13 protein-coding genes and 3 pseudogenes are annotated in these 15,977 nt (G+C 72.3%); 12 read left to right on the top strand and 4 right to left on the bottom strand.

Translation table 11 applies throughout. The features are described 5' to 3' along the window. The first annotated feature begins 448 nt into the window (after positions 1 to 448). The 4 genes and pseudogenes from ACWJ6R_RS14250 (at position 449) to ACWJ6R_RS14235 (ending at position 4,277) form a co-directional block, all read left to right on the top strand. Positions 449 to 1,396, top strand: coding sequence for an RNA ligase family protein (locus tag ACWJ6R_RS14250; protein ID WP_449062677.1), 948 nt, complete (start codon positions 449 to 451; stop codon positions 1,394 to 1,396). Positions 1,397 to 1,511: 115 nt separating this feature from the next. After that, positions 1,512 to 2,718 (top strand): annotated as a pseudogene (gene trpB, locus ACWJ6R_RS14245) (tryptophan synthase subunit beta). Then, positions 2,715 to 3,512 carry a tryptophan synthase subunit alpha gene (gene trpA / locus ACWJ6R_RS14240; RefSeq protein WP_449062676.1) on the top strand — a complete coding sequence of 266 codons (798 nt, stop codon included), beginning with the start codon at positions 2,715 to 2,717 and terminating at the stop codon, positions 3,510 to 3,512. The pseudogene trpB and the gene trpA overlap by 4 nt, the downstream one beginning before the upstream one ends. 9 nt (positions 3,513 to 3,521) lie before the next feature. Next, the gene (locus ACWJ6R_RS14235) at positions 3,522 to 4,277 is read left to right on the top strand and encodes a GntR family transcriptional regulator (RefSeq protein WP_449062675.1); all 756 of its coding nucleotides are present in this window, start codon (positions 3,522 to 3,524) and stop codon (positions 4,275 to 4,277) included. A 154-nt stretch (positions 4,278 to 4,431) separates the two neighbouring features. Here the strand turns inward: ACWJ6R_RS14235 and ACWJ6R_RS14230 are convergent, their stop codons facing one another. Beyond that, positions 4,432 to 4,680 carry a hypothetical protein gene (locus tag ACWJ6R_RS14230; RefSeq protein ID WP_449062674.1) on the bottom strand — a complete coding sequence of 83 codons (249 nt, stop codon included), beginning with the start codon at positions 4,678 to 4,680 and terminating at the stop codon, positions 4,432 to 4,434. 561 nt (positions 4,681 to 5,241) lie between these two features. Here ACWJ6R_RS14230 and ACWJ6R_RS14225 point away from each other — a divergent pair. The 5 genes and pseudogenes from ACWJ6R_RS14225 (at position 5,242) to ACWJ6R_RS14205 (ending at position 9,868) form a co-directional block, all read left to right on the top strand. Further along, positions 5,242 to 6,593 (top strand): annotated as a pseudogene (locus ACWJ6R_RS14225) (ABC transporter substrate-binding protein). Next, positions 6,575 to 7,594 (top strand): ABC transporter permease, encoded by a 1,020-nt coding sequence (locus ACWJ6R_RS14220; protein ID WP_449062673.1) that lies wholly within the window; start codon positions 6,575 to 6,577, stop codon positions 7,592 to 7,594. Before ACWJ6R_RS14225 ends, ACWJ6R_RS14220 begins: the two are co-directional and overlap by 19 nt. Continuing rightward, on the top strand, positions 7,591 to 8,430 hold the full coding sequence (locus tag ACWJ6R_RS14215; RefSeq protein ID WP_449062672.1) for an ABC transporter permease: 840 nt from the start codon (positions 7,591 to 7,593) through the stop codon (positions 8,428 to 8,430). The genes ACWJ6R_RS14220 and ACWJ6R_RS14215 overlap by 4 nt, the downstream gene beginning before the upstream one ends. A gap of 8 nt (positions 8,431 to 8,438) precedes the next feature. Next, positions 8,439 to 9,242, top strand: coding sequence for an ATP-binding cassette domain-containing protein (locus ACWJ6R_RS14210; protein ID WP_449062671.1), 804 nt, complete (start codon positions 8,439 to 8,441; stop codon positions 9,240 to 9,242). Next, positions 9,230 to 9,868 carry an ABC transporter ATP-binding protein gene (locus ACWJ6R_RS14205; RefSeq protein ID WP_449062670.1) on the top strand — a complete coding sequence of 213 codons (639 nt, stop codon included), beginning with the start codon at positions 9,230 to 9,232 and terminating at the stop codon, positions 9,866 to 9,868. The genes ACWJ6R_RS14210 and ACWJ6R_RS14205 overlap by 13 nt, the downstream gene beginning before the upstream one ends. A 60-nt stretch (positions 9,869 to 9,928) precedes the next feature. Here the strand turns inward: ACWJ6R_RS14205 and ACWJ6R_RS14200 are convergent. The 3 genes and pseudogenes from ACWJ6R_RS14200 to ACWJ6R_RS14190 form a co-directional block, all read right to left on the bottom strand. After that, a pseudogene (locus tag ACWJ6R_RS14200) lies at positions 9,929 to 10,528 on the bottom strand (ABC transporter substrate-binding protein); the annotation flags it as partial. Positions 10,529 to 10,635: 107 nt separating this feature from the next. Beyond that, positions 10,636 to 10,902 carry a hypothetical protein gene (locus tag ACWJ6R_RS14195; protein WP_449062669.1) on the bottom strand — a complete coding sequence of 89 codons (267 nt, stop codon included), beginning with the start codon at positions 10,900 to 10,902 and terminating at the stop codon, positions 10,636 to 10,638. Next, positions 10,872 to 11,276 (bottom strand): MFS transporter, encoded by a 405-nt coding sequence (locus ACWJ6R_RS14190; RefSeq protein ID WP_449062668.1) that lies wholly within the window; start codon positions 11,274 to 11,276, stop codon positions 10,872 to 10,874. Before ACWJ6R_RS14190 ends, ACWJ6R_RS14195 begins: the two co-directional genes overlap by 31 nt. A 288-nt stretch (positions 11,277 to 11,564) precedes the next feature. On the opposite strand from ACWJ6R_RS14190, the gene ACWJ6R_RS14185 reads away from it, so the two are divergent. The 3 genes from ACWJ6R_RS14185 to ACWJ6R_RS14175 all read left to right on the top strand — a co-directional run. Then, a complete protein-coding gene (locus ACWJ6R_RS14185) occupies positions 11,565 to 12,938 on the top strand; it encodes an acyltransferase domain-containing protein (protein ID WP_449062667.1) in 1,374 nt (457 codons plus the stop codon). After that, complete coding sequence (locus ACWJ6R_RS14180) at positions 12,935 to 13,894, top strand: SDR family oxidoreductase (protein WP_449062666.1); 960 nt, start codon at positions 12,935 to 12,937, stop codon at positions 13,892 to 13,894. The genes ACWJ6R_RS14185 and ACWJ6R_RS14180 overlap by 4 nt, the downstream gene beginning before the upstream one ends. Further along, the coding region (locus ACWJ6R_RS14175) for a beta-ketoacyl synthase N-terminal-like domain-containing protein (RefSeq protein ID WP_449062665.1) at positions 13,836 to 15,977 on the top strand (2,142 nt) is incomplete at its 3' end. The genes ACWJ6R_RS14180 and ACWJ6R_RS14175, both read left to right, overlap by 59 nt.

The raw sequence follows: 15,977 nt of genomic DNA, 5'->3' as shown, positions 1-15,977 counted from the left end.
CTGCGGTTTCAGGGCCGAACGTGGCATGGATCGGCCCGGAGCTGCGGAACGCAGGCGCCATGGTCGATTGCAATGCGCAACTCGGCGTGTTCTACCGCTACGTTGGCCGCCGGCTGGCCAGCCGGACACCTTCGCTCAGAAGGTGCTCAACCCCTACATCGGAGACGACCCGCTCCGTCACTGGGTCAGGCGTCATCGTAAAAGTCACGCCGAGATGCGCGTTGAGCTCTGGCATCGGCATCGCGCGAACCCCGCCCTGCGGTTGCCCTTCCCGGAAATCCGCCACTTCAAATGAGAAACGGCACGCGGTGATCCACGGGATCGAGGTGGCGAACCGCAGGTCAGGCAGGTAGCGGTACGACAGATCACGTGAGAACCCACAAACGGCGACCGGCCGCGCCCCGGATATTGCGATGCCCTGACAGGTCCGACCGGCGATACTGCTCCGATGCGCCACCTCGCCTATCCCAAGATTCCGGCGGCCGAGCGTTCCGGTACGGCGGCCGGCGGCGGGCAGTGGGTGGCGACCGAGAAGATCCACGGCGCCCAGATGGTGATCGCCTGCGACGGCCGGGACGTGTCCGTCGGCAAGCGCAAGGCGTGGCTCCGCGGCGACGAACCGTTCTTCGGCTGGCAGCTCCTGCGCGCCGCCTTCGAGAAGGCGGCCCGGGCCGCCTTGGCCCGGGGCGGCACGGCCGTGCGCGTCTACGGCGAGCTGTACGGCGGCGGCTATCCGCATCCCGAGGTCCCGCCGGCGCCGGGCGCCGCCCCGGTCCAGACGGGGGTCTGGTACAGCCCGGAGATCCGCTTCGCCCTCTTCGACGTGCTGCGTCACGAGGACCCGGACGACCCCGGCGTCTTCCTCCCGTATTCCGATGTCGCTCAGATCGCCGCCGACGCCGGCCTCGACACCGTGCCGCTCCTCGCCCGGGGCGGCCGGACGGACCTCGACGCCCTGCCGGTCCGGTTCCCCACCCGGGTGCCGCGGTCGCTCGGCCTGCCCGCTCTGGCGGGCAACCTGGCCGAAGGGCTCGTGCTCCGGCCGGACGCCCCGCTGGCGCCCGCCCGCCGGCCGGTTCTCAAGCGGAAGATCGAGGAGTTCGACGAGCAGCGTTTCGACCAGAGCCGTCCCTGGGATCCGCAGACCTTCCTGACCTTCGAGGAGCTGAGCGGAATCGCCTGCGCGATGGTCAACGGCCCGAGGCTCGCCGGCGCGCGATCCAAGGTGGGGCCGTCCACTCTCGGCGCGCTCCTGGACGAGGTGGTCCTCGATGTCATGGTGGACCTGTCCCTCGCCTTCCCGGCGGCTACGGCGGCCCTCGGCGGGACTGAGGCCCGGCTGCAGGAGATCGTCCGCATCGCGGCGGCGGCACAGACCCGCGGCCGTCCCGCATGACCAGGTGAACCTGGGCCGCACGCATGCCCGCCGGGGGTGGCGCCTCTCCCGGCTGGCATGTCACACTCACTGTTATAGAACTCTTAGCTGAGTTATAGGATGGAGTGTGCGTGTGATGCGAGACGTGCCGCCATGGCGTGAGGCCGGCCCGGTGACGGGGACGATGGGTGAACCCCGGACGCGGGGCTGGTTCGGCGGATACGGCGGGCGGTACGCGCCGGAGTCCCTGGTGGAGGCGTGCCGCGAGGTGGACGAGGCGTTCCGGGAGGCGCGGGCGGATCCGGGCTTCCGCGGCGCCCTGGCGGAACTGCTCGCCCTGCACGCCGGACGGCCGACCCCGCTCACCCCGGCCCGGCGGCTCTCGCGGGAACTGGGCGTGCGGCTGTACCTCAAGCGCGAGGACCTCACCCACACCGGGTCACACAAGATCAACAATGTGCTGGGCCAGGCCCTGCTCGCCACCCGGATGGGACGGCGCAGGCTGATCGCCGAGACGGGGGCCGGCCAGCACGGGGTGGCCACCGCGACCGCCGCCGCGCTGCTCGGGCTCGAGGCCACGGTCTTCATGGGCGAGCGCGACCTCGAGCGGCAGGCGTTGAACGTCTTCCGGATGCGCATGCTGGGCGCCGAGGTGATCCCGGTCACCACGGGCAGCCGCACGCTCAAGGACGCGACCAGCGAGGCCATGCGGCACTGGGTGGGCGCGACCGCCGACGCCCACTACTGCGTCGGCTCGGTCATCGGGCCGGATCCGTACCCGTGGATGGTCAGGGAGTTCCAGCGGGTCATCGGCGAGGAGGCCCGCGGGCAGTGCGCCGCCGAACTGCGGACCGGCGTGCCGGACCACGTGGTCGCCTGCGTCGGCGGCGGCTCCAACGCGGCCGGCACGTTCGCCGGCTTCGCCGACACCTCGGCGCGCTTCGTCGGCGTCGAGGCCGAGGGCGGTCGCCGGGGCGGCCCGCGGCCGGCCCGGCGTCCTGCACGGCTGCCGCTCGCTGTTCCTGCAGGACGACGAGGGGCAGATCGTCGAGGCGCACTCCATCGCCGCCGGGCTCGACTACCCGGGGGTGGGCCCGGAGCACGCCCACCTGCGCGACCTGGGCCGGGCCCGGTACGTCACGGTGACCGACACCGAGGCGGTCGGCGCGGCGGTACGGCTGGCGCGCAGCGAGGGCATCGTCCCGGCGCTCGAATCGGCGCACGCGCTCGCCTGGGTGATCCGCGCGGCGGGCGACGGCGGACTGCCCGCCGGGTCGACGGTCCTGATGACGCTGTCCGGCCGAGGCGACAAGGACATCTCCACCCTGAAGGAGCTGGTATGACGGACATCCTGGTCCCGGGCGCGGTCGAACACCGCCTGCGTGCCCGCCGCGACACCGGGCGCGGCCTGCTCATGCCGTACATCACCGGGGGCATCGCTCCCGGCTGGACGCGATACCTGAAGGCGTTCGCCGAAGCCGGCGCGGACGCGATCGAGGTCGGCCTGCCGTTCTCCGACCCCACGCTGGACGGCGTCACCATCCAGCGGGCGAGCGAGGCGGCACTGGCCCGGGGGGCGAGCACCCGCCGGATCCTCGCCGACCTGGCCGGGGTCCGGGACCTGGACGTGCCGCTGGTCGCCAGCACCTACTACAACCTGGTGCTGCACGACGGGCCAGAGGCTTTCTGCGCCGCGCTGCGCCGGGCCGGTGTCGGCGGCCTGATCGTGCCCGACCTGCCGGTGCACGAGGCGGACGAGCTGACGGACGTGGCCGCCGCCGCCGGAGTCGAGCTGGTCCTGCTGGCCTCACCGGCGACGCCGCAGCCGCGGCTGGCGGAGATCTCGCGCCGCAGCCGCGGATTCGTCTACGCGGTGTCGCTGATGGGCACCACCGGCGAGCGGGCCTCCCTCGCCGCCTCGGCGGCGGAGCTCACCGAACGGATCAGGCGCGTCACCGACCGGCCGGTCTTGCTAGGATTTGGCATTTCCACGCCCGACCAGGCGCGGGAGGCCGGCCGGCACGCCGACGGCGTGGTGGTCGGCGCCGCGGTCATGCGGCGGGTGCTCGACGGGGCGGGACCGGACGACCTGCGGGCTTTCCTCTCGACTCTGCGATGGGCCCTCGACCAGGAGTGACGCACCACGATGACCCCCGACGCCGGGCACGCGGCGAGATACCGCGCCATCGCCGCCGACCTCGCCGCGAAGATCCGGTCGGGGTACTACGCCCCCGGGGAGGCGCTGCCCCCGCAACGGGAGCTGAGCGCCTCCTACGGGGTGACCCTCATGACGCTGCGCCAGGCGCTGCGAGAGCTCAGCGACGAGAGGCTGATCGTGCAACGGCCCGGCAAGGGCACCTTCGTGGCCCCGCCCCACCTGGCGTACCAGCTCGGCTCGCTCCGCAGCCTCGCCGACGACCTGCGGGAACAGGGCCACGACGTGCGCACCGTGGTGGCCGGGCGGGCGATGCGCCGGGTCCCCGCCCGGATCGCCGCGCAGCTGCGGCTGCGTCCCGGCGACACCGCCCTGCGACTGGAACGGGTCCGCGAGTTCGCGGGCCGTCCCGCCGTTCACCAGGTGTCCTGGATCCGCAGGCCGGTGGCCGACCAGATCCGCGACCGCGACTTCACCGCCGTCTCCCTCTACGAGGCGCTCGCCGAAGCGGGGGTGGCGGTGGCCCGGGCCTCAGAGGTGGTCCGGCCCGGCCTGCTCGACCTCGCCGCCGCCCGCCACCTTCACGAGCCCGAGGGCGGTGCCGTGCTCGTCAGCACCCGGATCACCTACACGCCCGACGCCGTCGCCGTCGTGTCCGACCATGCCACCATCCTGGGCAGCATGATGGAGATCCGCACCGAACGCGCCGCGACCGGCCTCTCCCTCACCTGGCGCGCCACCAGCTAGCCCCGTTTTCCGCATGTGCCGCGTCGTTGCAGGTCAGCGGTTATGACTGATCCGAAACCGTAGGTGATCACCCGAGGTTGATCGGAGTCATACGCGGAATACGGGGCTAGCGGCCCATCGCGGTCCTGGCGTCCGCACCCGGGACGCGGAGGGGTCAGGCGTGCGCGGCGGCCCGGAGCGCGGCCGCGACCAGCATCTCCACGGCACGCTGCTGGCTCGGTGTGGTGCATTCCAGCTCGGTGGTGTATCTGCTGGTCAGCATGGCCCACGCCGCGGCGGGGCCGTACCGGCCGGCCAGCAGCCCGGCTTCTTCGACCACCAGGTCGAAGTCCTCGCCGGCGTGTGCGACCAGCTGCTCGGCTGCCGCCGATGCGGCGGCGCGCCCCTGCTCATGATCTGCCATGGTCATCCTCACATTCTTCGATCGGGGTCAGCGTGCAGACGGGAGGGTGTGTGGTGTTGAGGTTCCCCTTCCGAGTGAACATTCCCGGCAATTGATCTTGTTCCATCGCCGATCGGGGCGGGACGGGCGCATCGGCCTCGATTTGAGGAATGATAATGATTATCAGTACAGTGATCCGCTGTCGCCTGCTCGCCGGCGACGCCCCCTCCATGACGACCGTTGGAAACCGAGGTCACCCCCTTGTCTCAAGATGAGGAAGTTCCGTCCCGCAGGCCCGAGCGCGCGTGGATCGCCGCGGCGTTGGCGCTCATCGTCGTCGCGGGAGTCGCCGTCGGTGTCCTGACACGGTGGGGCCGGGGAGACGAGAGCTCGTCGTCCCCGAGCGAACCGCAGCGCCGCGGCACCGAGCTCGTCATCGCCGTCGGCGACGTCGCCGGCGGCGAGTTCGACCCGCTGAAGGGCTGGGGATCCAGGCCGGCGCAGATCCGGCCGATCCACAGCTCGCTGCTCACCATCGACGCCGACGTCGACTTCGTCGGCGACCTGGCCTCGGAGTACTCCGTGAGCGACGACGCGAGGACCTGGAGTTTCACGCTCCGCGACAAGGCCCGCTGGTCGAACGGCGAGCCGGTCACCGCTCGAGACGTCGTCTTCACCTACGAGACGCTGAAGCAGGACGGCACGCGATTCGACCTGACGTTCGTCGACCGGATCACCGCCACCGACGCGTCCCGTGTCGAGTTCCACCTGAAGGAACCGCGCTCGACCTTCGTCAGCCAGCTCTCGGAGATCCCGATCCTGCCCGCCGCCCACTACGGCCCGGACTACTCGAAGAACCCGATCGGTCCGGCCCGTACACCGTCGCCGACTACCAGCAGGGGCAGCAGCTCATCCTCAAGGCGAACCCCTACTGGTACGGCCGGCGGCCGGAGTTCACCAAGCTCACCTTCCTCTTCCTCGGCGAGGACGCGGCCCTCGCCGCCGCCAGGGCCGGGACCGCCGACATCGCCTACGTCCCTCCGACCTTCGCCGACCAGCGCGTCCCCGGCATGACGCTGCGGAGCTTCGAGAGCATCGATTCCCGCGGCCTGTCCCTGCCGACGCTGCCGGCCGGCAACAAGGGCGAGATCCAGGGCAAGGACGTCGCGGTCGGCAACGACGTCACCGCGGACCCGGCCATCCGCAAGGCGCTGAACATCGGTCTCGACCGCGAGGAGATCACCGAGATCGTGCTGCAGGGCCACGGCCGCCCGGCCTACACCCTCGTCGACGGGCTGCCGTGGTTCAACGGGGAAGCGGCGTTCGAGGACGGCCGGACCGAGGACGCCGAGCGCATCCTCGCTGAGGCCGGCTGGCGCGACTCCGACGGCGACGGAATCGTGGAGAAGGCCGGGAAGAAGGCCGGATTCACCCTGATGTACCCGTCGGACGACAAGCTCCGCAGCGACCTCGCGCTGGTGGTGGCGGACCAGGCGCGCACGCTCGGCATCGAGATCACCACCAAGGGCAGCACCTGGGACGGCATCTACCTCGACGGCAAGGCGAACGCCGTCACCTGGGGCGGCGGGCGCCACCACGCGCACCAGCTGTACTCGATGTACTCGTCGAAGACCATCGACACCGGCTACAACAACATGCCGCAGTACGCCGACCCTGCGGTCGACGGCCACCTCGACCGTGCGCTGTCCGCGGCCACCCAGGAGGAGGCGAACGAGCACTGGAAGCGGGCGCAGTGGGACGGCACGAGCGGCTTCGCCGGCGAGGACGGCGACGCGCCGATCGTCTGGCTCGTCCGGCTCGACCACCTCTACCTCGTCCGTGACGGACTGCACCTCGGTGACCAGCCGCTCCACGGCCACGGGCACGAGTGGGCGCTGTTCAACACCCTCGCCCAGTGGCGCTGGGAGAAGTGAACGCCCGCCGGACGGCCGGGGCGGCGCCCGTCATGCCGAGATCGATCCTGCCGCGCGTCCTGCGCCTGGCGACCCTGCTGATCGGGGTGTCGGTGCTCGCCTTCACCCTGGTCTACAACTCTCCGATCGACCCGATCCAGGCGTACGTCGGTGCCGACGTGGACCTCACTGACGAGCAGCTGGTGAAGCTCCGCGAGCAGTGGGGCCTGGACCGCTCGCCGGTCGAGCAGTACCTCGCCTGGGCCGGCACCCTGCTCCAGGGAGACTTCGGCACCTCGACGCTGTACAAGGCTCCCGTGACCGAGGTCATGGGAGCCCGCTTCGGCGCCTCGCTCGCGCTGATGGCGGTCGCCTGGACGCTGTCCGGGGTGCTCGGATACCTGCTCGGGGCCGTCGCGGCGATGCGCCGCGGACGGCTCGCCGACCGGATCGTCACCTGGTACAGCTACACCCTGTCGGCGACGCCCACCTTCTGGCTCGGCATCGTCTTCCTCGTCGTGTTCTCCGTACGGCTCGGCTGGTTCCCCGTGGGGCTCGCGGGACCGCAGGGCGTCCCGGCGGCGGACGTCACCTTCGCCCAGCGGCTCCACCACTTCGTGCTGCCGGCGGTCACCCTGTCCGCGGTCGGCGTCGCGAACATCGCCATGCACACCCGCGAGAAGATGACGGACGTCCTGAACAGCGACTACGTGGCCTTCGCCCGCGCCAGGGGCGAGACCGGCGCGCAGATCTTCCGCAACCACGGGTTCCGGAACTCCGTGGTCCCGGCGGTCACCCTCCAGTTCGCCTACTTCGCGGAACTGTTCGGAGGCTCGGTGCTCGCCGAGACGGTCTTCTCCTATCCGGGGCTCGGCTCCACCCTGACCGAGGCCGCACTCGGCGGCGACGTCCCGCTGCTTCTAGGCATCGTGCTGGTCAGCGCGGTGTTCGTCTTCACCGGGAACCTGATCGCGGACGTCGTCAACGCCGCGATCGACCCGCGGATCCGGAGGAGAGCATGAGCACGCCGACCGCCCACCGCCCGCGCGGACGCCGGGACGCCGCCGTCTCCCTCTGCGTCGTGGTGCTCATCACCGCCTGCGTCATCGCGGGCCACCTGCTGCTGGACGACGCCGCGCTGCGGCCGGACTCCGCGCTGCGGTCGCTGCCGCCGAGCTGGGAACACCCGCTCGGGACCGATCATCTCGGCCGTGACCTCCTCACGAGAGTGGTGAAGGGACTCGCGCTCTCCCTGGGCATCGGCGTGCTCACGGCGGCGATCAGCACGGTGATCTCAGCGGTGCTCGGCATCTGCGCCGCGCTCCTCGGCAGGCGGGTCGACGGCTTCATCTCCTGGCTCATCGACCTGGCCATCGGGATCCCGCACCTGATCTTCATGATCCTGCTCGCCTTCACCGTCGGAGGCGGCATCCCGGGCATCGTCCTGGGCATCGCGCTCACCCACTGGATGTCGCTCGCGCTGCTGGTCAGAGCCGATGTGCAGCAGATCCGCGGCGCGGAGTTCATCCTCGTCTCCCGCGGGCTCGGCAGGTCACCGCTCTTCATCGCGCGCAGGCACGTCCTGCCGCTCGTCCTGCCCCAGCTCCTGGTCGGATTCGTCCTCATGTTCCCGCACGTGATCCTGCACGAGGCCGCGCTCACCTTCCTCGGGTTCGGATTCTCCCCGCAGACACCCGCGATCGGCATCCTGCTGTCGGAGGGAATGCCGCACATCTCCAGCGGGATGTGGTGGCTGGCGGCGTTCCCCGGTCTCGCGCTCCTGCTGGTCGTGCTCGGCTTCGCTCGGCTCGGCGACCGGGTGCGCACGGTGCTCGACCCCGCCACGTCGAACGGATGAGGGACCCGATGAGCACACCGATCCTGACGGTCTCCGGTCTCGACGTCCGCTTCACCCAGTACGCGAGCGGGCTGCGCACCCGGACGGTCACCGGCCTCACCGGCCTGGACCTCGAGGTCCGCGAAGGGGAGATCCTGGCGGTCATCGGCGCGAGCGGCTCCGGAAAGAGCCTGCTCGCCCAGGCGATCCTCGGCATCCTGCCGCACAACGCGCACGTCACCGGCGAGATCCGGTACCGGGGCGAGCGGCTCACCGCCGCCAGGCGGCGGCGCGCGCTCGGCCGGGAGATCTCCTACATCCCGCAGTCGGTGACGAACCTCGACCCGCTGATGCCCGTCGGCAGGCAGGTGCGGATCGGTCTCGATCCGAGGACGGCGCATCAGGAGCAGCGCCGGCTGTTCACCCGCTACGGCCTGGCGAGCGAGGCGGCGAGGCTGTATCCGTTCGAGCTGTCCGGGGGGATGCTCAGGCGAGTGCTGTTCGCCACCGGCGTCCGGGACACCGTCCGGCTGATCATCGCCGACGAGCCGACCCCGGGCCTGCACGCCGAGGCCGTCGCGGAGGTGCTCCGGCATCTGCGTGAGCTCGCCGCCGACGGGGTCGCCGTGCTGCTCATCACCCACGACATCGTCTCGGCGGTGTCCGTGGCCGGGCGGGTGGCGGTGATGAACGGCGGGCGCCTGATCACCGTCGAGTCCGCCTCCGCCTTCACCGGGGAGGGCGACGGGCTCGGCCATCCCTTCGCGCGCGAGCTGTGGCGCGCGCTGCCGCAGAACCGATTCTCCGCCGGAGGTGTGGAATGGCGTTGGTAGTCAGCGGCCTCGGTTATGGCCATCCGGGTGGGCGGACGCTGTACCGCGACGCCTCCTTCCGGGTGGAGGCCGGCACCGTGGTAGGCGTCACCGGGCCGAGCGGCAGCGGCAAGTCGACGCTCGGCGCGCTCCTGGCGGGAGACCTCAGGGCCCGGTCCGGTGAGATCACCATCGACGGCGTGCCGCTGCCCGCCCGCGGAGTCCGGCCGGTGCAGCTGATCCACCAGCATCCCGAACGGGCGGTCAACCCCAAGTGGCGGATGCGCTCGGTGCTGCGGGAGTCCCACGCGGTTCCCCGGGAGACGCTTGATCTGCTCGGCATCAGGAGCGAGTGGCTCGACCGCCGGCCGGCCGAGCTGTCCGGAGGCGAACTGCAGCGCTTCTGCATCGCCCGCGCGCTCCACCCCGCCACCAGGTACCTCGTCGCCGACGAGATGACCGCCATGTTCGACGCGATCACGCAGGCGCAGATCTGGCACGCGCTCAGCGGGATCGTCCGCGAACGCGGCCTCGGCCTGATCGTCATCAGCCACGAACCGGCGCTGCTCGACCGGCTCTGCGACGAGCGGATCGCCGTCGAGCGGCTCCGCGATCCGGCAGGCCACCCGTCCCCAGTCCCCGGATGAGGACTCGGCGGCGGTGCGCGGGCCGTACGGGGACCCGGAAGGGCCGGGCGGATGCCATACGGCAGGGGAGAACGGGCCCGAGCCGACCGGCTCGCTGAAGTCCGCGGTCCCCTCGGGGACGATGTAGGCGCCGAACGCGGCCAGCACGTTGGGGAACTCCGCGAACGGCCGCTTGAGCCGGAACTCGACCGTGCGGTCGTCGACGGCCCGGCTGCCGGGCAGGTCGATGAGCGCGAGGCCGGACTTGGCGCGGAAGGTCTTGCCCGGGTCGGTGATGCGGGCGTAGCTGGCCAGCACGTCCTGGGCGCGCACCGGCCGCCCGCCGTGGAAGCGCGCCTGCCGCAGGGTGATCCGCCAGACGGTGAAGTCGGCGTTCGGCTCCCACCTCTCGGCCAGGCGGGGCTGCGGGGAGACGTCCGGGCCGAGGTCGGCGAGCTTGTCATAGCGGGCCTTGGCGCGGGCGGCCTCGTTGAACAGGTTGGCCAGATGCGGGTCCAGCACCTCGGTGGCGCCGCCGCCGGCGAACACGGCGCGCAGCCTCCCGCCGGAGCCGCCGGAGCCGCCGGAGGAGGTGGTGGCGGTGCCGGTGCCGCATCCGGCGAGCAGGGCGGCTCCGGCGGTCAGGCCGAGGAAGCCGCGGCGGCTGAGATGGTCGCGCATGGTGGGGTCCTTCGCGGGTCGGGCGGTGGGATGGAGCCGGGCTCCTGGGGGAGCGGCCCTGTGCTCCGGGCCGGGGGACCGCGTCTCGTACGGGGCGGGATCATCGGTCAGGGGGTTCGCGCCGGCATCGCCGTACGCCGCTCCTGGACCAGCACGGCCGCCGTGCAGACCAGCCCGATCGCCGCGCACACGGCGGCCCCGGCCGCACCCGCCCAGCCGGCCAGCGCGGTGCCCGCGGCGGCGACCACCCCCGACACCAGGTAAAACACGCCGAAGTAGGTGTCGGTCAGCGACTCGCCGCCGAAGCGGCCGATCCGCTCGTACACGAACGGCTGCGCCATCATCACGCCGAAGGCCGGCGCCAGCGCCGCCACCAGTACCGGGACGACGCCCGGCAGCAGGGCGAAGGCGAGGAAGCGCCGGTCGGCCAGGCCGCCACGGCGACGTAGGCGCGGACGGCCGGGTTGAACAGGGCGCCGGCCAGTCCGCTGAGCACGGCGGCCGCCAGCAGCAGCGGGACCGTGGCGCCGAACGCGAACAAGGCGAACCCGGCGGTGCGCAGCGCGCAGCCCGCGATGATCACGCCTCGGGCGCCGAGGCGGTCGGCGGCGGAGCCTCCGATGAGGAACAGCCCCTGCTGGCTGAGGTTGCGCACCTCCAGGACGACGCCGGTCACCGCGGCACGCCGCCGTGCCCGTCGATGCCGGTCCATCCCCGCCCGGCTCCCGATCACCGACAGAGGCGCCATGCCGTCTCCTCTGATCACGTACGACGATAATGATTATCGTTTTGTGTGACCCCATGCAACCCGATCCGAGGGGGCGGGTCCGCGGCCGGAGGGGGAGACGCCTTGCGAGGCCCGTCGCGCCGGGGACGGGCAGCCGGCGGATCACCCAGAGATAAGGCCCTTAGGGGTACCTCGCGCATCACGGCCGCGATTATCGTCGGATGCGTCAATCCCCCGCACGCGCTTTTCCATGGGGATCGAAAAGGGTGATTCATCTGCCTGTCCGCCGTGCTCGGGAAGGGAAAGACAATGCTGGAATCCATCGAGATCGTGGTCGGCCTTTTTCCAGGTCAGGGCTCCTATGCGCCGAACGCCCTGAAGCGGCTCAAAACTCATGGCAACGATGCGGCCGAAGCGGTCGAAATCATTGACGACGTGGCCAGGGGAATGCTGGGCGAAGGGCTGGACCGCGCTTTGTCCGGCGATTCTCCGGAACGGCTGCTCGGTGAGGCGCCGGACGTCCTGCAACTGGCCGTGTTCGCCGCGTCCACCGCGGCGTACCGCGCGCTCGCCGAGCAGGGAGCACGGTTCAGCGTGCTCGTCGGGCACAGCCTCGGTGAGATCTCGGCGCTGGTCGCCGGCGGCGCGCTGGACGTCGCCGAGGGCGCGGAGATCCTCTGCCACCGCATCACCGCGCTGCGCGAGCACGACAGCAGCGGCGGCGGGCTGCTGGCACTGGGCTGTGCGGCGGAGCGGGCCCAGCGGATCCTGGACCTGCTGCCCACCTCCGGGGCCGTGATCGCGGCGGACAACGGGCCGGAGCAGACGGTGGTGTCGGGGCCGGCCGACGCGCTGCGGCGCGTCTCCGCGATCGCCGAAGCGGTGGGCCTGCCCGCCACCGCGCTGAGCGCGCCCCATCCGTTCCACAACCCGCTGCTCGCCGCCGCCGGGCAGGAGCTGGGCCGCAGGCTCGCCGGGTACGGGCGGCGCGGGCTGGGCGTGCCCGTCTTCTCGCCCATCCTGGGCCGTTACTACCGCGACTCGGACGATCTGGGCGAGCTGCTCGCCTCCCATCTCGTCACGCCGGTGCGCTTCGGCGCCGCGGTGGAGCGGCTGCACCGCTCCGGTGCGGGCGTCTGGGTGGAGGTGGGCGCGGGACGGGCGCTGACGTCGCGGGTACGGTCGGCGCACCGGGCCGTGTCCGTGCACACGCCGCTGCTGCCGGACGTGGACACGCTGCGGGAGACCGGACGCTTCCTGGCCCCAGCCGCCTCCCGGCCGGTGACCGCGGGGAACCCTGCTCCTCGGGTGATTCCCGCTGAGGGCGCGGCCGCTCGGGTGGTTCCCGTTGACGGGGTCGCCGTCCAGGCGGTCGTCGCCGAAGGCCCCGCCGCCGTCTCCGCTGGAAGCGCCGCCGCGCAGCCGAGGGAGGCGATCGCCGCCCGCGTGCGCGATCTCTACGCGACCGCCCTGGAGTACCCGGAGGAGGTCTTCGAGGACCACGCCGAACTGGAGGCCGACCTCGGCGTCGACTCGGTCAAGCGCGTACAGCTCATGAGCCGGCTCGGCCTGCTGTTCGAGCTGGGCCCGCGCCCCGAGGACCTGCGGGTGTCCGACTACCGGACCTTCGGCCAGGTGGTGGACTTCGTGGTCGACTCCCTGGCCAAGGCGGACGCGGCATGACGGCGTTCGAGGGCCGGGTGGCCCTCGTCACGGGCGGCGCGGGCAGCGTGGGCGCGCACCTCGTACGCTCGCTCGCCGGGGCCGGCGCCACGGTGGTGCTGAACTGCTTCCACTCCTACGACGCGGCCAAGGCCCTGGCGGCCGAGCTGGGCGGCGGCGTCCGGGTGATCAGGGCGTCGGTGGCCAAGCAGGACCAGGTGCGCCGGATGTTCGACGAGGTGACGTCGGTGTACGGACGGCTGGACCTGCTGGTCAACAACGCCGCCGCGGGCACCTTCATCGGCTGGGACGAGCTCACCGAGGAGCATCTGGACCAAGCATATGAAACCAACGTCAAAGGTGCGCTGTGGTGTGCCCGCGCGGCTCGGCCGCTGCTGGCGCGCTCGGACGCGGGCTGCGTCGTCAACGTCTCCTCGGTGGGGGCGGCGTACGCGCCGGCGAACTACCTGCCGGTGGGGCTGTCCAAGGCGGCGCTGGAGGCGCTGACCCGCTACCTGGCCGCCGAGTTCGCCCCGGACGGGATCCGCGTGAACACCGCCTCCGCCGGGCTGCTGGACAACCCGGTCGGGCGGATGTTCCCCGGGTTCGACTCGATGAGCGCCAACGCCGTGGCCGCGACCCCGATGGGCCGGCTGGCGACCCCGGCCGACCTGGCGGACCTGGTGCTGCTGCTGGCCTCGCCGAGCGCGGCCTGGGTCACGGGGCAGACGGTGGTCGCGGACGGCGGCATGTCGCTGCACCGCGCGGCACTGTCACCGGACCCCGCGCCCGGGGCCCGCGCGGTCGCGGCCCGGGTCCGAACCGCGCGCGGAGACCGGGTCCGAGCCGCGCATGGGGACCGGGATCGGGTCGCGCGCGGAGACCGGGATCGGGTCGCGCGCGGAGCAGGTCCAGGGGGTGGATCCGATCGCGGTGGTCGGCATGGGGCTGGCCGTGCCGGGCGCCGGCGACCCTGAGGCGTTCTGGCGGCTGCTCACCGACGGCGCCGACCTGTTCGTGGACGTCCCGCCGGACCGCTGGCCGCTGGAGAGCTTCCACGACGACGACCCCGGCGCCCCCGACAAGACCTACCAGCGCCGCTCCGGCTTCATCACCGATTTCACCCCGCACCCCGCCCTGGCCGCCGAACGCCCGGACGCCGGGCTCGACCACACCACGCTGTGGCTGCGGCACAGCGTCCACCAGGCGCTGGAGGGCGTGGCCAGGCGGGACTCCGACCGTTTCACCGCCTGCTTCGGCTACACCCCCGACGGCAGCCAGCACCTCCAGGAGGCACTGGTGGACCGGGAGCTCGGCGGCCCCGGCGTGCTGCCGCACGGCGACGCCTCCCGGTCGGAGCCGTTCCCGCACCGGGTGGGCGCGGGAGCGATCGACGGCCTGCTCCCGGCGGGCACGCGGCTGCTCATGGTGGACACCGCGTGCTCGTCCTCCCTGTACGCCATCGATTCGGGGCTGCGCGACCTCCTGGCGGACCGGGCGGAGATCGCGGTGTGCGGCGGCGCGTTCGCGCTGGCCCCCGGCGGCTCGGTGCTGTTCTCCAAGCTGCACGGCCTGTCCCGCGGCGGTGAGGTCCGCGCCCTGGACCGGGACGCCGACGGCGTGCTGTTCTCCGACGGCGCCGGCGTCGTGGTGCTGAAGCGGATGTCGCGGGCACTGGCGGACGGCGACACCGTGCACGGCCTCATCGCGGGCGTCGGACTGTCGGCGGACGGCAAGGGCAAGGCGGTCTACGCGCCGTCCAGCGCGGGCCAGGAACTGGCGATCGCCCGCGCCTTCGACAAATCGGGCGTCGGCGCCGGCGACGTCGACTGGGTGATCGCGCACGCCACGGGCACCCCGGCGGGCGACGAAGCCGAGTTCCTCGGCCTGCGCGCCGCCTACACCGGGACCCGCCAGATACAGGTGACCTCGAACAAGTCGCTGATCGGGCACACCGGCTGGGCGGCGGGCGTGGTGTCGGTCATCCACACGCTGCTGGGACTGCGGCATGAGACGATCCCGCCCCAGCACCGCTTCTCGGCCGCGCCGGACGCCTTCGGCCTGGAGGCGTGCAATCTGGCCATCCCCACACGGCCGGTGCCGTGGCCGTCCCGGCCGGACGGGCCGCGCACGGCCGCCGTGTCGGGGTTCGGCTTCGGGGGTACCAACGCGCACCTGCTGGTGCAGGAGTTCCGGCCCGGCCGGCCCGCCCGGGCGGGCTACGGGGCCAGGAACGGCGAGCCCATGGTGATCGTCGGCTGGTCGGCGCACGTGCCGGGGGCCGAGGACAACGAGCAGGTCGGCGCGTGGGCGCGCGGACGGCACCTCCGGCCGGACTCGTTCGGTGACCGCTATCCGCACCCGCCGTTCACCCGCCTGCGGCTGCCGGCGTCCACGATCCGGGCGACCGACCGCACCCAGCTCATGATCATCGAGTGCATGCAGCGGCTGGAGCCGCGCGTTCACGAATTCTGCGCCCGTCACAGCCAGGCGACCGGCGTGGTCGTGGGCCACACCGGGCCCACCCGCAACGCGGTCCTGCACGCCGTGCGCGCCCACCTGGACGAGCTCGACCACCTGGCGGGCGAGCGGGCGGGCGAGCGGGCGGCGAGGCTGCGCGAGCGCGTGACGGGGCTCATCGGCCCGCCGGACGAGGACTCCTTCCCCGGCGAGATGCCGAACGTCATCGCCGCCCGCCTGTGCGGCTACTTCGACCTGCGCGGGCTCAACATCGCCGTGGACGGCGGCGCCGCCTCACTGGCCGACGCCTTCGACCTGGCCGGGCGCTACCTGGACTTCGGTGACGTGGACGTCGCCCTGGTGGCCGGGAGCAACAGCCTGCGGTCGTGGGAGGAGCTGCTCGGCTGCGGGCCGATCGGCGAGGGCACGTTCCTGTTCGCCGTCACCCGCGAGTCGCTGGCCCTGGCGGAGGGACTGCCGCGCGGCACGAGCCGGAGCGGCTGCTGGACCGCCACGTGTTCGAGCTGGCCCCCGACCCGCGCCGTCCCCGTCCGCGCGGCCCCGCCCGCCGATCCCGCCGGACTCCGTCGTGCTCACCAA

The organism is Planomonospora algeriensis (genome assembly GCF_977012225.1).
The sequence above is the reverse complement of the archived record's forward strand: the minus strand, read 5'-3'. Positions and strand labels throughout refer to the sequence as shown.

Excerpts from the sequence above, each read along its gene's own strand:
- ACWJ6R_RS14250 (WP_449062677.1), top strand. The coding sequence starts at position 449 with ATGCGCCACCTCGCCTATCCCAAGATTCCGGCGGCCGAGCGTTCCGGT.
- trpA (WP_449062676.1), top strand. The coding sequence starts at position 2,715 with ATGACGGACATCCTGGTCCCGGGCGCGGTCGAACACCGCCTGCGTGCC.
- ACWJ6R_RS14235 (WP_449062675.1), top strand. The coding sequence starts at position 3,522 with ATGACCCCCGACGCCGGGCACGCGGCGAGATACCGCGCCATCGCCGCC.
- ACWJ6R_RS14230 (WP_449062674.1), bottom strand. The coding sequence starts at position 4,680 with ATGGCAGATCATGAGCAGGGGCGCGCCGCCGCATCGGCGGCAGCCGAG.
- ACWJ6R_RS14215 (WP_449062672.1), top strand. The coding sequence starts at position 7,591 with ATGAGCACGCCGACCGCCCACCGCCCGCGCGGACGCCGGGACGCCGCC.
- ACWJ6R_RS14210 (WP_449062671.1), top strand. The coding sequence starts at position 8,439 with ATGAGCACACCGATCCTGACGGTCTCCGGTCTCGACGTCCGCTTCACC.
- ACWJ6R_RS14205 (WP_449062670.1), top strand. The coding sequence starts at position 9,230 with ATGGCGTTGGTAGTCAGCGGCCTCGGTTATGGCCATCCGGGTGGGCGG.
- ACWJ6R_RS14190 (WP_449062668.1), bottom strand. The coding sequence starts at position 11,276 with ATGGCGCCTCTGTCGGTGATCGGGAGCCGGGCGGGGATGGACCGGCAT.
- ACWJ6R_RS14185 (WP_449062667.1), top strand. The coding sequence starts at position 11,565 with ATGCTGGAATCCATCGAGATCGTGGTCGGCCTTTTTCCAGGTCAGGGC.
- ACWJ6R_RS14180 (WP_449062666.1), top strand. The coding sequence starts at position 12,935 with ATGACGGCGTTCGAGGGCCGGGTGGCCCTCGTCACGGGCGGCGCGGGC.